This is a genomic window from Paenibacillus sp. FSL R7-269 (genome assembly GCF_000517865.1).
GTDB lineage: Bacteria > Bacillota > Bacilli > Paenibacillales > Paenibacillaceae > Paenibacillus_AQ.
Genome location: NZ_ASPS01000022.1, coordinates 31,315 through 48,371, shown reverse-complemented (window position 1 = coordinate 48,371; position 17,057 = coordinate 31,315). Strand labels below are relative to the sequence as shown.

Annotated in this window: 14 protein-coding genes; 9 read left to right on the top strand and 5 right to left on the bottom strand. The window is 53.1% G+C overall.

Annotation, left to right across the window (positions count from 1 at the left end):
* Positions 1–479: 479 nt before the first annotated feature.
* From C162_RS11950 to C162_RS11935, 4 genes are all read left to right on the top strand, one after another.
* A complete protein-coding gene (locus C162_RS11950) occupies positions 480–1,103 on the top strand; it encodes a glycoside hydrolase family 11 protein (protein WP_036694640.1) in 624 nt (207 codons plus the stop codon).
* Between the two features lie 166 nt (positions 1,104–1,269).
* Positions 1,270–2,130, top strand: a complete 861-nt coding sequence (locus C162_RS11945; RefSeq protein ID WP_036694638.1) for a formylglycine-generating enzyme family protein — start codon at positions 1,270–1,272, stop codon at positions 2,128–2,130.
* A 327-nt stretch (positions 2,131–2,457) separates the two neighbouring features.
* On the top strand, positions 2,458–4,023 hold the full coding sequence (locus tag C162_RS11940) for a glycosyltransferase family 39 protein (RefSeq protein WP_036694636.1): 1,566 nt from the start codon (positions 2,458–2,460) through the stop codon (positions 4,021–4,023).
* Entirely contained in the window at positions 4,013–4,261 is a 249-nt protein-coding gene (locus C162_RS11935; protein ID WP_036694633.1) for a hypothetical protein, read from the top strand. Before C162_RS11940 ends, C162_RS11935 begins: the two co-directional genes overlap by 11 nt.
* Before the next feature lie 54 nt (positions 4,262–4,315).
* Here the strand turns inward: C162_RS11935 and C162_RS11930 are convergent, their stop codons facing one another.
* Positions 4,316–4,846, bottom strand: a complete 531-nt coding sequence (locus tag C162_RS11930) for a ClbS/DfsB family four-helix bundle protein (protein WP_036694632.1) — start codon at positions 4,844–4,846, stop codon at positions 4,316–4,318.
* 100 nt (positions 4,847–4,946) lie between these two features.
* Entirely contained in the window at positions 4,947–5,498 is a 552-nt protein-coding gene (locus C162_RS11925; RefSeq protein ID WP_036694661.1) for a histidine phosphatase family protein, read from the bottom strand.
* 69 nt (positions 5,499–5,567) lie between these two features.
* On the opposite strand from C162_RS11925, the gene C162_RS11920 reads away from it, so the two are divergent.
* The gene (locus C162_RS11920; protein ID WP_036694630.1) at positions 5,568–6,485 is read left to right on the top strand and encodes an AraC family transcriptional regulator; all 918 of its coding nucleotides are present in this window, start codon (positions 5,568–5,570) and stop codon (positions 6,483–6,485) included.
* Between the two features lie 24 nt (positions 6,486–6,509).
* Complete coding sequence (locus tag C162_RS11915) at positions 6,510–7,112, top strand: GNAT family N-acetyltransferase (protein ID WP_036694629.1); 603 nt, start codon at positions 6,510–6,512, stop codon at positions 7,110–7,112.
* 502 nt (positions 7,113–7,614) lie between these two features.
* Here C162_RS11915 and C162_RS11910 read toward each other — a convergent pair.
* The gene (locus C162_RS11910; RefSeq protein ID WP_036694628.1) at positions 7,615–9,390 is read right to left on the bottom strand and encodes an ABC transporter ATP-binding protein; all 1,776 of its coding nucleotides are present in this window, start codon (positions 9,388–9,390) and stop codon (positions 7,615–7,617) included.
* Positions 9,377–11,152 (bottom strand): ABC transporter ATP-binding protein, encoded by a 1,776-nt coding sequence (locus C162_RS11905; RefSeq protein ID WP_036694624.1) that lies wholly within the window; start codon positions 11,150–11,152, stop codon positions 9,377–9,379. Before C162_RS11905 ends, C162_RS11910 begins: the two co-directional genes overlap by 14 nt.
* A 239-nt stretch (positions 11,153–11,391) precedes the next feature.
* Between C162_RS11905 and C162_RS11900 the strand changes: the two genes are divergently transcribed.
* Positions 11,392–12,771 (top strand): amino acid permease, encoded by a 1,380-nt coding sequence (locus tag C162_RS11900; RefSeq protein ID WP_036694623.1) that lies wholly within the window; start codon positions 11,392–11,394, stop codon positions 12,769–12,771.
* A gap of 286 nt (positions 12,772–13,057) precedes the next feature.
* On the opposite strand, the gene C162_RS11895 is transcribed toward C162_RS11900, so the two are convergent.
* Positions 13,058–14,032 carry a DUF4003 family protein gene (locus C162_RS11895; RefSeq protein WP_036694622.1) on the bottom strand — a complete coding sequence of 325 codons (975 nt, stop codon included), beginning with the start codon at positions 14,030–14,032 and terminating at the stop codon, positions 13,058–13,060.
* A gap of 171 nt (positions 14,033–14,203) precedes the next feature.
* Between C162_RS11895 and C162_RS11890 the strand changes: the two genes are divergently transcribed.
* Both C162_RS11890 and C162_RS11885 read left to right on the top strand, forming a co-directional pair.
* Complete coding sequence (locus C162_RS11890) at positions 14,204–16,603, top strand: GH36-type glycosyl hydrolase domain-containing protein (protein WP_036694620.1); 2,400 nt, start codon at positions 14,204–14,206, stop codon at positions 16,601–16,603.
* Complete coding sequence (locus C162_RS11885) at positions 16,600–17,055, top strand: putative immunity protein (RefSeq protein WP_235218408.1); 456 nt, start codon at positions 16,600–16,602, stop codon at positions 17,053–17,055. Before C162_RS11890 ends, C162_RS11885 begins: the two co-directional genes overlap by 4 nt.
* Positions 17,056–17,057: the final 2 nt, after the last annotated feature.

Genomic DNA, 17,057 nt, shown 5'->3' with positions numbered 1-17,057 from the left:
TGAGTATGGCAGAATAGCGCAGAGCTGCCCCGTTTGGGGCGGCTTTTTGGCGTTGGTCGGCTCTGAAGACGGGGTGAGGTGGAAGAAAGGGACCAATTCCTTTAGTGGGCTGAAGGTGAGCCGGAGGATGAACTGATAGGCCCCTCTTAGGTTACGAAGAGCATTAGTGCACCTGATTCCAGCCAACCCATCCTGAAGGAGTAAATGGTAGTCCGCCGCTGCCGAATTTCCCCCAATTTCCGCCCCTATCTTCGGCGAGAGTGGAATTCTCGTCGATTCATCCCAATAATTTCATAATATCAATAAAAATTGGGGGTTAATCTTTAGTTTGCGGAGAGTAATGTAAACGCTTACTAGATATAATTTTCTCGAAAGGAGGACAAGTAAATATATGGGATAACCATCAGGATAAGTTATTATTCTGTTGGGGGAAGCAAGCTGCAAGCAAACACATTATAATCGGGAGGTATTAATTGACAATGAAAAAGAAACTTCTTACGGTATTAATGACAGCGGCACTGAGCTTCAGCGCGTTCGCAGCTACTGCAGGCGCAACAGATTATTGGCAGAACTGGACCGATGGCGGCGGAACCGTGAATGCGGTGAACGGAAGTGGCGGGAATTATAGTGTGAACTGGTACAATACCGGGAACTTCGTAGTGGGTAAAGGCTGGACTTACGGATCACCGAACCGGGTTGTAAATTATAATGCAGGGGTTTTCGCGCCTTCCGGCAACGGCTACCTGACCTTATACGGATGGACCCGGAATTCCCTTATTGAATATTACGTGGTAGACAACTGGGGAACTTACAGACCAACCGGCGATTACAAAGGCACGGTGAACAGTGATGGCGGCACTTATGATATCTATCGTACCATGCGTTACGACGCTCCTTCTATTGACGGAAATGCTACGTTCCCGCAGTACTGGAGTGTAAGACAATCTAAACGGCCAATCGGCAGCAATGTCCAGATTACATTCAGCAACCACGTGAATGCCTGGCAGAGCAAATCAATGTATCTGGGAAGCAGCTGGTCATATCAGGTACTGGCTACCGAAGGATACCAGAGCAGCGGCAGCTCCAACGTAACCGTGTGGTAATGGACAAGCTGACAGGCGCCTTGCCGTTCCGGCAGTGCCGTAAGTTCAGCTAACCGTTGACAGGCTAAGGCCGGCCGGGTGGACAAGCTGCCGGCCTTATCATTTTCATGCACCGATCTGTGCTTAGGTCCTGTACCTTGCCCATCTGCTCAAAGGAGAGGTATTCATGAGAAAACCATTAATGATTCTGATTCTGTGTATGGCAATCGCGGTTATAGCCAGTGCCTGCGCGCAGGAGAAGCCTGCCGCGGATGAGCGTTTAGTGCGGATAGAAGGCGGTACTTTTAAAGATACGAAATCCAATTACTACGGGACAGAGATGACCCTCCCGGACTTCTACATTGGTAAATATGAGATCACCCAGCAAGAATGGCTGGAAGTGATGAAGAGTAACCCCTCGCAGTTCCAAGGAGACAAGCTGCCGGTGGAGAGCGTAACCTGGTATGATGCCGTGGAGTACTGCAATGAGCGGAGTGTGAAGGAAGGCCTGGCCCTCTATTATAATATAGACAAGAATACGGTTGATTCGAATAATACAAGTGACCGGGATTTCATGAAATGGAATGTAACGGCAAATGAAGGGGCGGACGGTTACCGTCTGCCGACAGAAGCCGAGTGGGAATATGCAGCAGGCGGAGGCCAGATGAGCACAAGCAATCCGTATAGCGGAAGCGACAACCCGGAGGAGGTAGCCTGGTACTGGAGGAACTCCGGCGATCAATTCCTGACTGGGGACTGGACCTGGCCTGCGATTGAGAACAACCATAGCCAGCCGAGAAATATCGGCCTCAAGCAGCCCAATGAGCTGGGACTGTACGATATGTCAGGCAACGTAAGGGAATGGTGCTGGAACTGGTACGGGAAAGCGGATTCGAATAGCAAGACCGGCTCGGTCCGGCTCGTGAAGGGCGGTGGCTGGATCGGCGGAGTGAACAATACGGAGGTATCCTTCCGCGGCCAATTCGACCCAAGCAGCCGGGGGAATGACCAGGGCTTTCGTGTGGTTCGTGCTGTTGCTGACAAGTGATTCACCCGCACGTATTCAACAGGAACAGAATAGTTTAAGCAGCAAGCCTTCGGGAACATTTTCCGGCATGAGCGCATCTATGGATGCAGCGGCTGGAGAGGACCCGGAGGTTTTTAAAAAATATAAGAATTTATATGTTTCACACGATAACTTATCCTTCTATTTCTCGCTGAAACGGTACCGTCCTTTAAAAGGACGGCAAAGCCGTTTCCACTTGTGATAAGGAAGCATCCTTTCAACTAACATTCAGATTCACTATGTATACTCCGTATATGGATTAAGGCACATGCGAAAGACTCGCCGGACGCTGCCGATCAGGAGGGTATCATGGTAAAAAGAATCCAGCAAATCGTAACGATCATCCTCGCCTTGTTCATTGGGCTGTTCATCGCTTCATCCCTCTTTTTCCGGGCAAAATATAATTATTCCGTGTATGGAGACCGGGCGGTGCTGGAAGGGCAGCAGCCGCTTATTTTCCTGCTATGGATCGTAGTTGTTCTGGGACTGGGCTTCGTGCTGTACAGACTCTCACGGAAGCTTGAAGGCTATAGCCGGGCCAAGATTATTCCAGCCGTTCTGCTGTCGTCTGGTATCCTGCAGCTCGTGATTATTTTTCTGTTCACCCGCATGCCTACAGATGATTCACAGACGGTGCTGTCCCTGGCCTGGGCTATGCTCTATGACAAGGACTATTCCTCCTTTCAGTCAGGCGGATACCTCTACATGTTCCCGTTCAATTTCTCCTTCGTGCTGTATCTGAAGACGCTGCTGCTTCTGTTCCCGGACAATTATCTGGTGATCAAAAGCTTCAATATCCTCTTCTCCCTCGTCACTACGCTGGTCATCTACCTGCTTTGCCAAGAGCTGAATCCTAAATCAAGCAGGAAGGACTATGGCCTTCTGATTGTGGCTGCGACCTATGTTCCAGCTTTGTTCATGAGCAACTTCATCTATAATGATGGAATTGCCACGGCTCTGCTCACCAGCGCGCTCTACTTCGCAGTCAGGTTCATCCGCAGAAGATCCATGAAGGATATACTGTTCGCGGCAGTTCTGCTGACACTCGGCAACTACTTCCGTAGTATAGGTATGATCTTCCTGATTGCCATTGTCCTCGGTCTGCTCCTGAACCTGCGGGCGATTGGCGTGAAAAAGGTCATGGCTGCCCTTGGAGTAACGCTGCTGCTGTGGGTTCTCCCTGCCTGGATTCAGAATACGGCGCTTCAAGCAACAGGCATTGTGGACGAATCGCCGTCCAGCAATTCTGCTCCAGTGTACATGTGGCTGAATATGGGGATTAATCTGGAGACACTCGGGTTCTGGGATGACCGGGAGAGCTATAATATCTACCAACAGGAGGCCGGCTATAATAAGGCGGAGAGTGTAGAACTGTTCAAGGCGTCTATCCGCAGCAAGCTCTCCGGCGCGACCTTAACCGAGCTTGCAGGAATGTATTATAAAAAGCTGGTCTGGACCTGGACGGAAGGGACCTATCAGATGGAGCGCTACGGGATAGGAAATGAAGGAGCCTCCTCTGTTGGCGGGAGGGGCGGCATGGTAATGGGCCATTACAGCTATTCCACAGCTGCAAGCAGACTGTTTGAAGGTGCTTCTATGTACCGGAGCAGCTTGCTGTGGGCCATATATGTCCAGAATTTCCTGATGTACGTCTTCATTCTGATCAGGTTAATCCGGGGACTGCGGACTAAGCGCTTCGCGGAGACCCCGCTCCTGCTGGTGATTCTTGGCTTCATCGGGTTCTACCTGCTCTGGGAGATTAAGTCCCGGTATCTGTATCCTGTGTATCCGCTGCTGCTTGTCTTATCCTACTTGGGTGTCCAAGACGTATATGTATTGCTGACCGGGACAAGGAGGTCTAATCATGCGGACTAAGAAATATTACATCACCTTAATCATTAGTATGCTTAGCTGTTCTCTGCTGCTCACTTCCTGCGAAGCGGTCACGGCTCAAAATATTACTAGTGCAGACTTCAATTCCCGGCCCGGCGGCTTCCCCGGCATGAACGGCGGGGGCACCAACTTCAAGGACGGGAGCAGGGGAATGAACCGTGAAGGCCCTGACAGGAGGGGGATGCAAGGGCCAGACGGGAGGGCAGACAGCACGCAATGATTGCGAAGCAGTGGACGCTAAGCTGCTATGCCACTTTGTCATATTGCCACTATTTCACTCTGCCAGTCCTTCAGGACAATGCTTTTTCCACTTCCGGATCTTCCCCCGAAAGGTCTTGAACGGAGCGGCAGAGTTAATGTGAATCCACCGGGCCATCGGCCAGTTCTCCTTGGTTCCGGTCCACTTACGCGCGCCTTGGATGAACAGCTCCTCCTCCGTCAATGTTCCGATCCAGTCCAGCCACTGCTGCTCTGATTGCCGGAAGAGCCCGCGCAACTCAGACAGGGAATACTCCGCATATTTGCTGTAGAAGGACTGATACAACCCGCCGAGCTGATTCCACTTGTAATCCGCAGCGGGCATGGAGAAGGTCTGTCCTTCCAGCTCGCTCCGGTCCCAGCTCCTCACCAGCTCCAGCCACCCCAGCTGATAAGCGATGATCTCGGCAGGGGTTTTGTCCACCTCGGGCATTCGCGTATCCTTATATGTATTGTTAATGCCGTCATACTCGGCATCCAAGAGCAGGTACAGATTATGGATCGTGTCCATCAAGTCCTGCCTTGACGAGTATTCATAGCTTGCCATAAGACAATCACTCCTTTACCTGGTTATATCACAGCGCCGTGACAGCAGTCTGTCAAGTTTAATCGGGTGCATCGAAACTATATGTGTGGCCAAGGGGGGGCTAGCGCCAAATACGCTGTACACTCACAAGCTTGTTCTCAACGAAGCTTAGCTTATAGATGTCTGGCATTTCTAACTGCTTCCAGAAGCTATAATCATAACGCTTATCCAGAGCATTCATGATCAGGACCATCATATTACCGTGAGTTCCGATAGCGATTGAATTTCCTTTATATTGCTGCAAAACTTTATAGAGTGCTTGTACGCCTCTCTTCTGGGCAACCAGATTGGATTCTCCTCCCGGCCAGGCGAAGGAAAAGTCCTCCCATACCTTGGAGATAGCCTGCCCGAAGTCCGGTACAGGTTCTGAAGACAAGATTCTTTCTTTAAAATCATCTTCAATTACAATCCTAGTCCTGAGCGGTTTCTCCAGCCCCTCAATGGTCTGTATAGCCCGTTTATAGGGACTAGAGATCAGAATGTTAATATTCTCATGAAGTAGTAGACGGGTAACTCTCTGTGCGTCTGCCCGTCCATCTTCGGATAAAGGTCTATTCAATTCGTCGGTAGAATAAGTAGAGTGGGCATGTCGTACGAAGTACAGAGTGGTAATCATTCACTATCGCCTCATCTATTAATATTTGTACAGTATTGTAACACGAAGAGGACGGGGGATTCAGTGATGAAGGAGCAGTATGGAGAGAGGATCAAGCAGGTCATTGCCTACATAGAAAATCACAGCAGCCAGCCGCTGCGGCTGGATCAGCTGGCGGAGATCTCCCATTTCTCCAAATATCATTTCAGCAGAATATTTACAGCCTTCACGGGCATGACGCCCATGGCCTTCGTTACCAGGAAGCGTATCGAGCGGGCATGGGAGCTGCTGACCAAGACGGACCTGACCATTCTGGAGATTGCATGGGAAAGTGGCTTTGAATCGGTATCTGCTCTGAATGTCCATTTCAAACGGCATTTCGGCTGTACGCCCAGCAGTGTCAGGAACAGCAGGCAGAAACATAGCAATTTCCCGTCACTCCTCAGCAATAAGCAGGCAGAGCCGGCCGCCCTGGCGGATTACAATAAAGCCGAAGGTAATTCGCTGTTAAGGAGGGCATGGGACAGTATGGTGGAACTTAGAGTAATTGCAGAAGTTGAAGTCGCTTATGTCAGGCATATTGGTAGTTACCTGGACACGCATCACGCATGGGACAAGCTAACCGGCTGGGCTACTGAGAAGGGGCTGCATCCGGCGAATCAGCAGTTCATCGGAATCTCACTGGATGACGGGGAACTTACGGAAGAGTCTGTATGCCGCTATGATGCTTGCGTTACACTTCCGGAGGGATTCGACCGGGAGGCCCATCGGGAGGAGGTAGCATACAAGACTCTATCCGGCGGGCAGTATGCGGTGTATTCCTACTATGATACGGTAGAGAGATTTGTCCTTGCGTATGATACGATGTTCAGCGTATGGTTACCCCGCAGCGGCTATGAAGCCGATGACCGGCCATGTCTTGAATTCTGTCTGAATGATCCTGCGCAGGACCCGCAGGGCAAGTGCATGGTTGAGCTGTACGTCCCCATTAGGCCAAGCGCTTAAGGATCAGAGAAGGGAGTGCCCCGGGTGAAGATGGAGATTGTGTTTGACCAGTTCCCTGTCTTAAGATCAGAGGAGCTGGTGCTGGGCAAGATTGAGGAGCAGCATCTGGACGGGCTGTTCGAGATTTACAGCAATGACCATGTGTTCGAATATTGCGGGATTATCCCCAAGCACAATAAGACTACAGTCAAGAGCATGATCGGTCATTATGAGCGGGATTATGGCAAAAGATCGCGGATCAAGTGGGGCATCTTCGCTCCAGCGGACGATACGCACCTGCTCGGAATCATTGAAGCCTGCGACTTCAATCAGAGGGTTAATATGGTCACCATTGGCTACTTCCTTGCGGAAGCCCAGTGGGGGAGGGGCCTCGCCTCCAGGGCCGTTGAGCTGTTGACAGCATTTCTGTTCCAGCAGGCTCAGGTGAACCGGATTCAGGCGGAAGTGATGCTGAATAATGAGCCCTCCAAGAAGGTGCTGCTGAAGAACGGATATGTCAAGGAAGGGATGCTGCGGCAGGCGGCCCTCTGGTCCGGCAAGGGCGTGGTCGATCTGGAGATCTATAGTATGCTGAGGGAAGAGTATATGAAGGTTCTACAACCGGACCATGAGGCCTTTATTTTGTGAAAAAGACAGCTTTATCGCTCGTCCGCGGACTGAGGGGCCGTTATAAGGCCAGTTGGTGATGGAAATGAGGCAAGCGCGGCTAGTTAAGTGCATGTGAGTCCGCTTAGCCCGCGAAATGGTGCAATGTACAGGAATAGCGGCTCTCCAGTCCGCATGGATCGCAGCAGGAGTATTAGTATTGCTTAATTGCACGAAATTGAGAAAGCCAGTAACAGTAGTCTTAGGCGGTAACGGATCTTACGTGAGGGCGCAATCTTCACTGGAGATGTGCTGTACGGTCCAACTAAGCGTGCCAAAAACCGCAGACAGGGGAGCCCCTGCTGCGGTTTTTGGCGATTTCTTAAAATATAAGAATCTATATGTTTCACACGATAGATTATCCTTCTATTTCTCGCTGAAACGGTACCGTCCTTTAAAAGGACGGCAAAGCCGTTTCCACTTGTTTGAACCTATATAAATTGAACTACAAGTACAATCTATATAGCCTTACTTGCGTTGCACGTCAGGCTTCCATCTTCTGCGCCGTATACAGCCGGTGGTACAGGCCGCGGCGGGCGATCAGCTCGTCATGGGAGCCGCTCTCGGCAATGCCTTTGTTCGAGACATACATGATCCGGTCGCAGTTCTTCACTGTAGACAGGCGGTGCGCGATGATGAACGAGGTCCGGCCCTTAAGCAGCTCATTCAGCCCCTTCTGGAGCAGACGCTCGGTCTGTGCATCAATAGAGGAGGTGGCTTCATCCAGAATGAGAATCCGCGGGTTGGCCAGCAGCGTTCTGGCGAACGAGATCAGCTGCCGCTGCCCCTGGGAGAGCTTGGAGCCGCGTTCGTTCACCTCGGTCTGGTAGCCCTGATCGAATTCGCGGATGAAATCATCCGCGCAGACCGCCTTCGCAGCGGCGATGACCTCCTGCTCGGTCGCATCCGGTCTGCCATAGCGGATATTATCCAGAATGGTTCCCGAGAAGATGAAGCTGTCCTGCAGCATGATCCCCATCTGGCTGCGCAGTGACTTCAGCGTGATCTGCGAGATATCCTGCCCGTCGATCAGAATGCGTCCGCCGGTCAGGTTATAGAAGCGTGAGATCAGGTTGACGACGGTGGTCTTGCCCGCTCCGGTCGGACCGACCAGAGCGATGCTCTCTCCCGCTGCGACATCGAAGGAGATGTTCTCCAGGATATTCAGGCCCGGATCGTAGGCGAAGGTGACATCATCGAACGTCACCCGGCCCTCCACTGGCGGCAGCGCCTTCGCACCGGGAATATCGCTGACCGTTACCGGCTCATCCAGCGTCTCGAAGATCCGCTCCAGATAAGCGACCGCATTAATGAAGTTATTGTACAAGTTCGACAGGTTCAGGATCGGCTGCCAGAAGCGTGCCGCATAGCTGCTCATCGCGAGAATGACGCCCAGCGTCATATTCTGCGGGTCCAGGGTCAGCAGGCCAACCAGGAAGATCATAGCCGTAACAATGGTAGACAGGTTATCGACACTGAACGGAATCAGTATGTTGTAACGCAGCGCCTTCATCCAGGCCGTGCGGAAGTTGCCGGCCAGACGGGTGAAGATCCCTTCATTGCGTGTCTCCCGGGAGAACATCTGGGTGACGCCGATGCCGCTGATACTCTCCTGCAGATAAGCATTCAGGTTGGAGCTTTTGTTCGATACGGCCTGCCAGGCCCGGCGCTGCCGGGTCTTGATCAGCAGCATGACACCGAGGAACACCGGCAGTCCGGCCAGAATGATGAAGGAGAGCCGCACATCCACGGCGAACATGAACACCGCGATGAAGATCAGGTTCACGATTTCCAGGATGAAGTTGATAATCCCGTTGGACAACACGTCAGAGACCCCGTTGACGTAGTTCACGACCCGGATCAGGATTTTGCCCTGCGGCCGGTCGTCATAATATTTGAAGGGCAGCTCCTGCAGATGCTTGAACAGGTCGGTGCGGATATCGAAAATAATATCCTGACCGACACGGGTCATAATCCGTGAGCGGATAGTCGCCAGAATGACACTGACCACGATGGTCGCCAGCATTAGCAGGGACCAGCCTGCCAGTGCTCCCATGTCTTTGGCGGGTATGGTCACATCCACCACATGCTGCATAATCAGCGGAGCCGACAGGGCGATTGCCGCTGACAATGCGCTGAGCGCGAATGCGATCAGCATCGGCTTCTTTTTACGCCGGATATAGACCATGGCCCGCCGGAAATGCTTGATATTAAACGGCGATTCCAGATTCTCATCGACATCGAATTTATTCCTGGCCAATCTCGGTCACCTGCCTTCCAATGCCCTCGTTCTGAAGCATGAATACATCATAGTAATAACCCCGCTTCGCCAGCAGCTCGGCGTGGGTCCCTTCCTCAATCAAGCGCCCGCCCTCCAGGATCAGAATGCGGTCAGCCTGGGCCGTAGTGGATACCCGCTGTGCGATGATGATCTTCGTGCAGGGATACTCCAGCTCCCGGAGGCTGCGCTGGATATGCTCCTCGGTCTCCAGATCGACCGCTGAGGTCGTATCATCCAGGATCAGAATCGGACGTTGGACCGCCAGGGCGCGGGCCAGCGCAATCCGCTGCTTTTGGCCCCCGGACAACCCGACACCGCGTTCCCCGACTACGGTATCGTAGCCTTCAGGCATCCGGACAATGAAATCATGGGCAGCGGCCAGAGCCGCGTAAGCCTGCGCATCCTCCTCAGGCAGATCGGGATCGCCGTAGGCAATGTTGCCGTCAATGGTATCGGAGAACAGCAGGACATCCTGCGTAGCCATCCCGATATTCCCGCGCAACTCATCCAGCTCAAGCTCCCGGACATCTCTGCCGTCCACCAGCACACGCCCGCCAGCCACATCATAGAAGCGGGGAATGAGGTTGATGAGCGAGGTTTTGCCGGAGCCGGTGGCCCCCATGATCGCAATGGTCTCGCCGGGGGCTATCGTGAAGCTCACATCATCCAGCACGGTAGCGTTATCATATTTGAACCGGACATGATCGAATTCAATCCGTCCCTCATAGCGGCGTTGCTCCACCGGGTTATGATCGTTGGCAATCGCCGGGCGGGCGTAATAGATATCGACGATTTTGGATAAGCTGGCAAAGAAACGCTGAATATCATTAATAATAATTCCGATATTGCGCATGGGGTTCGAGACCGCCCAGATCAGTGAGGAGAACGCCGTGAACTCACCGAAGGTAATCCGCCCCTCCATCACGTAGTAACCACCGGCCAGCATCAGAACCACGTTGAAGCCTTGGGCGAACGACTCCAGATAAGGGAAGTAGTCAAGCCAGACGAGAGCCGCTTTTTTATTCGCTACCGCGTAGTTGACGTTCTTCTCCGTGAACTTGGCAATCTCGAACTCCTCACGGGCAAAAGCCTTCACCACCCGGTTCCCGGAGATATTCTCCTGGGTCGTCGTATTAAGCTGGGACAGCCGCTCGCGCAGGTCGATGTACATCGGGCGCACTCGCTTGGCGAAGATAAAGGCCACTACAAAAATCGGCGGTGACAGGATCAGCATCCACAGCGTCAGCTTCACATCAATCGTGAGGAAATAAATGACGGCTGCCAGGAAAATCGTAAGCGATTCAATGATCGTCTTGAAAATCCACGCCATCGAGTGGCGGACCATATCCAGATCCCCGGTCATCTTCGTCATCAGGTCCCCGGTGCGGTTGCGGTCATAATATTCCCGGTCCTGGCCCTGAATCTTGTTGTACAGATAAATCCGGATATTGTACATCATATTCTGTGAAGAAATTTCGTACTGCATGGTCGTGAAGTATGCCAGCCCTGTTCGGAGCAGAGAGAAGCCGATCATGCCCAGGCAGAGTGCAATGAGCAGTCCGCGGCCTGTAGCAAGATTCTCTCCGGCGTGGTCACCGGCAATGAACGTATCGACGATGCGCTGGCTGATGTAGGGGTTCACAATCGTAAGACTTGAGCCCACCACCGAGAGGCAGAGCGCCACGATATACCGCGCCCGGTTGCCCTCCAGGTTCTGCCACAGCCATTTGATTTCAAACATCTGATCACCTGTTTCCTGTTGTCTTGTGATAAACAAAGTGATTATAACACTATGAACCAAAATGTATAGGTTCTGGGGCAATTTATTGTTACAAATGGTGAAACTTTCTGCTGGAGTAATCCAGTAATTCTGCATTGCGTTAATGTAGATCACAGCTTACAATGATGCTTACATATTAAGATAGATTGCGTGGAGTACATGTGAGGTGTACAGGTGTACATATGAGGAGGAGCATTTCGTTGGAATCCAAAGAGTTAACCAGAGGGCTTAAGCCGCGGCATATCGAGCTGATCGCACTGGGCGGCACGATTGGCGTGGGATTATTCATGGGCTCGGCAAGTACGATTAAGTGGGCGGGGCCTTCCGTGCTGCTTGCGTATCTTTTGGCAGGAATCATTATGTTTTTTGTGATGCGGATTATGGGGGAGATGCTGGTGATGGAGCCGGTGACCGGTTCTTTTGCCACGTTTGCCCACAAATATATCAGCCCGCTGGCCGGCTTCCTGACCGCCTGGAGTTATTGGTTCCTGTGGGTGACAGTCGGAATGGCGGAGGTTACGGCAATTGGTATCTATGTCGGGTACTGGTTCCCGGATATCCCGCAGTGGATTCCGGCGCTGATCGGGGTGGGCATCATTGCGGCAGCCAATCTGGCGGCGGTGAAGCTGTACGGGGAGTTTGAATTCTGGTTTGCGATGATCAAGGTGGTTGCCATTGTTGTGATGCTGGTGATCGGCACCGGGGTGATTTTTTTCGGTCTCGGGAATGGCGGGCAGCCGTTAGGTCTGTCCAATCTGTATAGCCATGGCGGTTTTTTTGCCGGAGGATTAAAGGGATTTCTGTTCGCGCTCTGCATTGTCACGGCGGCCTATCAGGGGATTGAGCTGGTGGGGATTACGGCAGGGGAAGCGGAGAATCCGAAGCAAACGCTGCGCAAAGCGATCAAGAATATCATCTGGCGCATTCTGATTTTCTACGTGGGGGCCATCTTCATCATTGTGACCATCTATCCGTGGAATGAGATCGGCGAGATCGGCAGTCCGTTCGTGCTGACCTTCGCCAAGGTAGGGATTGTCGCTGCGGCTGGCATTATCAACTTCGTGGTGCTGACAGCGGCGATGTCGGGCTGCAACAGCGGAATCTACAGTGCGGGAAGAATGCTCTACACGCTGGCCCAGAACGGACAGGCTCCGAAGTTCTTCGGCAGAGTCTCTGCCAGCGGAGTGCCCCGAAACAGCATTATTACCACGATCTCCCTGCTGCTCGTAGGCGTATTGTTAAACTATCTGATGCCGGACTCCAAGCTGTTTCTCTATATTTACAGTGCCAGCGTGCTTCCGGGAATGATTCCGTGGTTCGCCCTGGCCTTCAGCCAGTTCAGATTCAGAGAGCGATGGGCAGGCGAGATGGCAGTCCATCCGTTCAAGTCCCGCTTTTTCCCGGTCAGTAACTACATTATCATTATCTTCCTGTCGCTGGTCATCATCGGCATGTGGTTCAACCCGGATACCCATCTGTCGCTGATCGTCGGCGCGTCCTTCCTGGCTATTGTTGTGGCGGGCTACTTTGCTTTTGGGATCGGCAAGCGCCGGATGCCCGGGGATGGGGAGGAAGTGTAGGGTTGTTGCGGAAGGGTGGCAGGCAAGCGGCCGCTGCTATCTAACATAACAACAAGTGGAAAAACGTCATCTAATTATAACAAAATCGTTGTTTGGCGAATTGTAGTTGGAAATTATACACCTAATCCAGCCGGATATAGGTAACATCGCAGATATGGGCAGAGTTAAGTGTCATAAATCCAACTAATTTCCGTCACACGGGAGATCGCTGGTTAACAAGTGCCTGAAATCCAACTAAAAGGCTTCCGAAGCAATTACGCTCCGGAAGCCTTTTGCATGTCAGCCCTTAAGAAGAAGCTGCCGCCGCAGCAGAGGCTGCAGCTACAGCGATCGCTGTCTGCTGGGCAATGATGATGTTGGTCAGGCTGGTAGAGAGTGCGGATTCAATAATGCCGTTTCTCACATCGACTATATATTGATAGGAGACGAGTGCGGCAGACAGCAGGAGCAGCTCCTGCTTGTTGATCGACCAGCCGCCGAAGCCCTTCTGCGGACGCAGGAATTCATAGGTGTCCGAGACATCGCTTACCAACTGCTGCTGCTCATAAGGGATCAGGGACAGGATGCCAAGGGACGAGAGTGTATACTCCTTATCCAGCCGGATATCCCGTGCCCGGAACGCCTCACGCAGGCTAAGCACCCGGCTTGTGAGATCCTCGCCGCCTAGCACCAGCACCTGTGTCAGCGCCTGAACACTATTGCCGGAGAAGAACTCGGGCTTGAGCGTAACATAGAGCTGTTCCAGCTGCTCCAACCCTTGCTCTACAGGGATATCGGAGAGGCCGAGCATGGCGGCGAAGATATAGTCGTCCCGTCCGGTGAGGAAACGGTGCTTTGACCGCATTCCTTCATAGAAAGCTTGAGTGCGGTCTATGGCTGCGGCATATTGATCGTACGGGGTATGGGCAGCGATCTGATAGGCGGCAATGACCAGGTAGTCGGAGGCCCGGAATTTGCGTTCCTTGAGCAGGTCATATACAGCGAGCGTATTTGCAAGCTGCTGTTCCGGCTGGGCGGAGAGGGAGAGCAGCGCAGCAATACAGATGGCTGAGGTTCCGCGGAAGGAGGAGAAGCCCCGGGTGTTATCCTTGACCATCTCATGGTACATGCGGATCGCCTGTACGTTGACCATCTTGTCCTCCACGGCGTAGAGCAAGGCTGCCAGCCGGTTCACGGAGGCATTTTGCCACGGGAATTCCTGTTTAATCTGCTGCGCGTTAGTTACGAATAATTCAAGTCTGGCTATGTACGATTGCTTCATAGGATGCACCTCTCATTTAGTGGTAGTTAATTTGGGTATATTCTACTATAAAAACCAAAACGATGAAATTGAAACTCTTCCATTAGACTTGCCCCCAAACCTATGAGAGCGTATTCTTGAATAAAGTATACTAGAATGATGGATATTTATTCCGGAAAGAGAGGCACGAGAATGATCAGAGCATCTGAAGATAATGAATATTATGAGCTGTCCAGTCCCACCATTCTCCCCAAGGCTTCGGGGTTCCTGTGGAATGAGCAGATGATGATTCATATGAACTGCCGGGGCTATGCGGTAGCCCAGTTCATGCAGCCCGAGCCTGCTAAATACTCTTATGCGCCGAATCTGGAGGCCAAGACGTTCATGCAGCCGGAGCAGCCTTATTATGCCCATCACCCCGGCCGCTTCGTCTATGTCAAGGATGAGGAGAATGGAGAGCTGTTCTCTGCCCCTTATGAGCCTGTCCGCAACCCTCCGGATCATTACACTTTTGCAGTAGGTAAACATAATATTGTATGGACCATCGAGAAGAACGGGATCGCGATAGAGATGACGTTAAGCCTGCCTAAGGATGACCCGATGGAGCTGTGGCGGGTAAAAGTGACCAATCTGTCTTCAGTTCAGCGGAGTATCAGCCTCTATCCCTACTTCACCATCGGCTATATGTCATGGATGAATCAGTCGGGCGAGTATAAGGAAGCCTTGCAGGGAATTGTGGCTACAGCGGTCACACCTTATCAGAAATATCAGGATTATGCCAAGATCAAGCATCTGAAGGACAAAACCTTTCTGCTGGCCGACCATGCCCCGGCCTCCTGGGAAGTGAATCAGGAAGCCTTCGAGGGCGAAGGCGGAATCGGCTCGCCGTCAGCGCTTAAGAGTCAGCGGCTGGCGCAAGGTGAAGCCCGTTATGAGACCCCGGTTGCCGCCTTGCAATACAGTCTGGACCTGGCTGCGGGGGAAGAACGTGAATACCGCTTCGTCTTCGGCCCGGCCCGGAGTGAACAGGAGATTGCGGAGATCCGCCGGAAGCTGTTTCTGGATACCGATGCGGCAGGCGAGGACGGATTCATGCGCGCTGAGCGGGAATATGCCCAGTACATCGCGGAAGGCAGAGGAAGCATTGAGATCTCTACGCCGGATGCGGACCTCGACAATCTGGTCAACCACTGGCTGCCCCGGCAGATGTATTATCACGGGCAGACCAACCGCCTGACCACCGACCCGCAGACCCGGAATTATCTGCAGGATAATATGGGAATGAGCTATCTTAAGCCGCAGACGGCAAGAGAGGCGTTCCTGACGGCCTTAAGCCAGCAGGAGGCCAGCGGAGCGATGCCGGACGGCATTATTTTGCATGAAGCGGCTGAACTGAAATATATCAATCAGGTTCCGCATACAGACCATTGTGTCTGGCTGCCGATCTGCCTTAGTACCTATCTGGATGAGACGGATGATTACAGCATTCTGGATGAGGAAGTATCGTATACGGGCGGCCTGGAGACAGGACCTGTGCATGAGCATATCGACCGGGCGGTACAGTGGCTGCTCCATGAGCGGGATGAGCGCGGCCTGAATTATATCAATCAGGGCGACTGGTGTGACCCGATGAATATGGTAGGGTACCGGGGACAAGGCGTGTCCGGCTGGCTGACCATCGCTACCGCGTATGCTTGTATGGTCTGGGCGGATATTTGTGAGCGGAGCGGCCGTACGGATATCGCCAAGACCTTCCGCCATGCGGCGGAGGAGACGAATAAGCTCGTCAATCAGTACTTCTGGGATGGCGAGTGGTATGCGCGGGGAATTACCGATGACAATGTGGTGTTCGGAATCAGCAGCGACAAGGAAGGCCGTATTTTCATTAATCCCCAGGGCTGGGCGTTGCTCAGCGGTGCGGCCGGTGAGGAGAAGCGGGCGAAGCTGATAAAGTCGGTCCATGAACAGCTGGAGACCCCGTATGGAGTGGAAAAGCTCGCACCATCCTATACCGCCATGCGCGAGGATGTGGGCCGGGTGACCCAAAAGCATCCGGGGACAGCCGAGAATGGCGCAGTCTACAACCATGCCGCGGCCTTCTATATCTATGGCTTGTATGCAGTGGGGGAGCAGGATCACGCTTATCGTCTGCTGCGCAAAATGCTCCCCGGGCCTGATATCGAGGATATCATCCGGCGGGGCCAGCTGCCGGTGTTCATCCCTAATTATTACCGGGGGGCTTACAAGCAGTTCCCGCAGACTGCCGGACGCTCCAGTCATCTGTTCAACACCGGAACCGCTCCATGGGTGTACCGCTGCCTGATCGACGGACTGTTCGGACTGCAAGGCTGCCGGGAAGGGCTTCAGGTGAAGCCGCAGCTTCCTTCCGCGTGGCAGGAAGCCAGCGTGAAGCGCAGCTTCAGAGGCGCCGAGCTGCAGATTGAGATGAAACGTGAGTCTGGCGCAGCGGCAATCGAGGTATATTTGGACGGACAGCTTGTGGAAGACGGTGTTCTGAAAGAACTGAGACCGGGTAAGCAGTATCAGGTGCTGGTTAAGATTCCGGCAGAGGCTGCTGGAGGAGTAGAGTGAAGGCCAAACTGGCCGCTGACGGGCTGGATGAATCCATCGCCGCACTGGCCGCCACAAGTCAGCACGAAGTATTGGCTGCCTGGGCCGGGGACTGTGCAGAACGGGTACTGCCTTATGTGGAGGCGGCATCCCCGGAAGAGAAGCGGCCCCGGCAGGCAGTAGAAGCCGGACGCGCCTGGGTGCGCAGGGAGCTGAAGATGACCGCTGCACGGCAAGCTGCGTTCGCGGCCCACTCGGCTGCGCGTGAGGTAAGTCCGGCAGCGGCCTGCGCGGCTTGCCGCGCTGCGGGTCATGCAGCGGCTACCGCCCATGTAGCCACCCATGCAGTGCATGCCGCCACTTATGCGGTTAAGGCAGTGTACGAAGCAGCCGGACCCGGCCTGGCCGCTTCTGCCGTGATGCAGGAGCGCGAATGGCAGTACCGGCATTTGATCCGTCTGAATGAGGAATAACG

Coding starts and splice junctions, on each gene's coding strand:
- C162_RS11950 (WP_036694640.1), top strand. CDS start 480: ATGAAAAAGAAACTTCTTACGGTATTAATGACAGCGGCACTGAGCTTC.
- C162_RS11945 (WP_036694638.1), top strand. CDS start 1,270: ATGAGAAAACCATTAATGATTCTGATTCTGTGTATGGCAATCGCGGTT.
- C162_RS11940 (WP_036694636.1), top strand. CDS start 2,458: ATGGTAAAAAGAATCCAGCAAATCGTAACGATCATCCTCGCCTTGTTC.
- C162_RS11935 (WP_036694633.1), top strand. CDS start 4,013: ATGCGGACTAAGAAATATTACATCACCTTAATCATTAGTATGCTTAGC.
- C162_RS11930 (WP_036694632.1), bottom strand. CDS start 4,846: ATGGCAAGCTATGAATACTCGTCAAGGCAGGACTTGATGGACACGATC.
- C162_RS11920 (WP_036694630.1), top strand. CDS start 5,568: ATGAAGGAGCAGTATGGAGAGAGGATCAAGCAGGTCATTGCCTACATA.
- C162_RS11905 (WP_036694624.1), bottom strand. CDS start 11,152: ATGTTTGAAATCAAATGGCTGTGGCAGAACCTGGAGGGCAACCGGGCG.
- C162_RS11895 (WP_036694622.1), bottom strand. CDS start 14,032: ATGAAGCAATCGTACATAGCCAGACTTGAATTATTCGTAACTAACGCG.
- C162_RS11890 (WP_036694620.1), top strand. CDS start 14,204: ATGATCAGAGCATCTGAAGATAATGAATATTATGAGCTGTCCAGTCCC.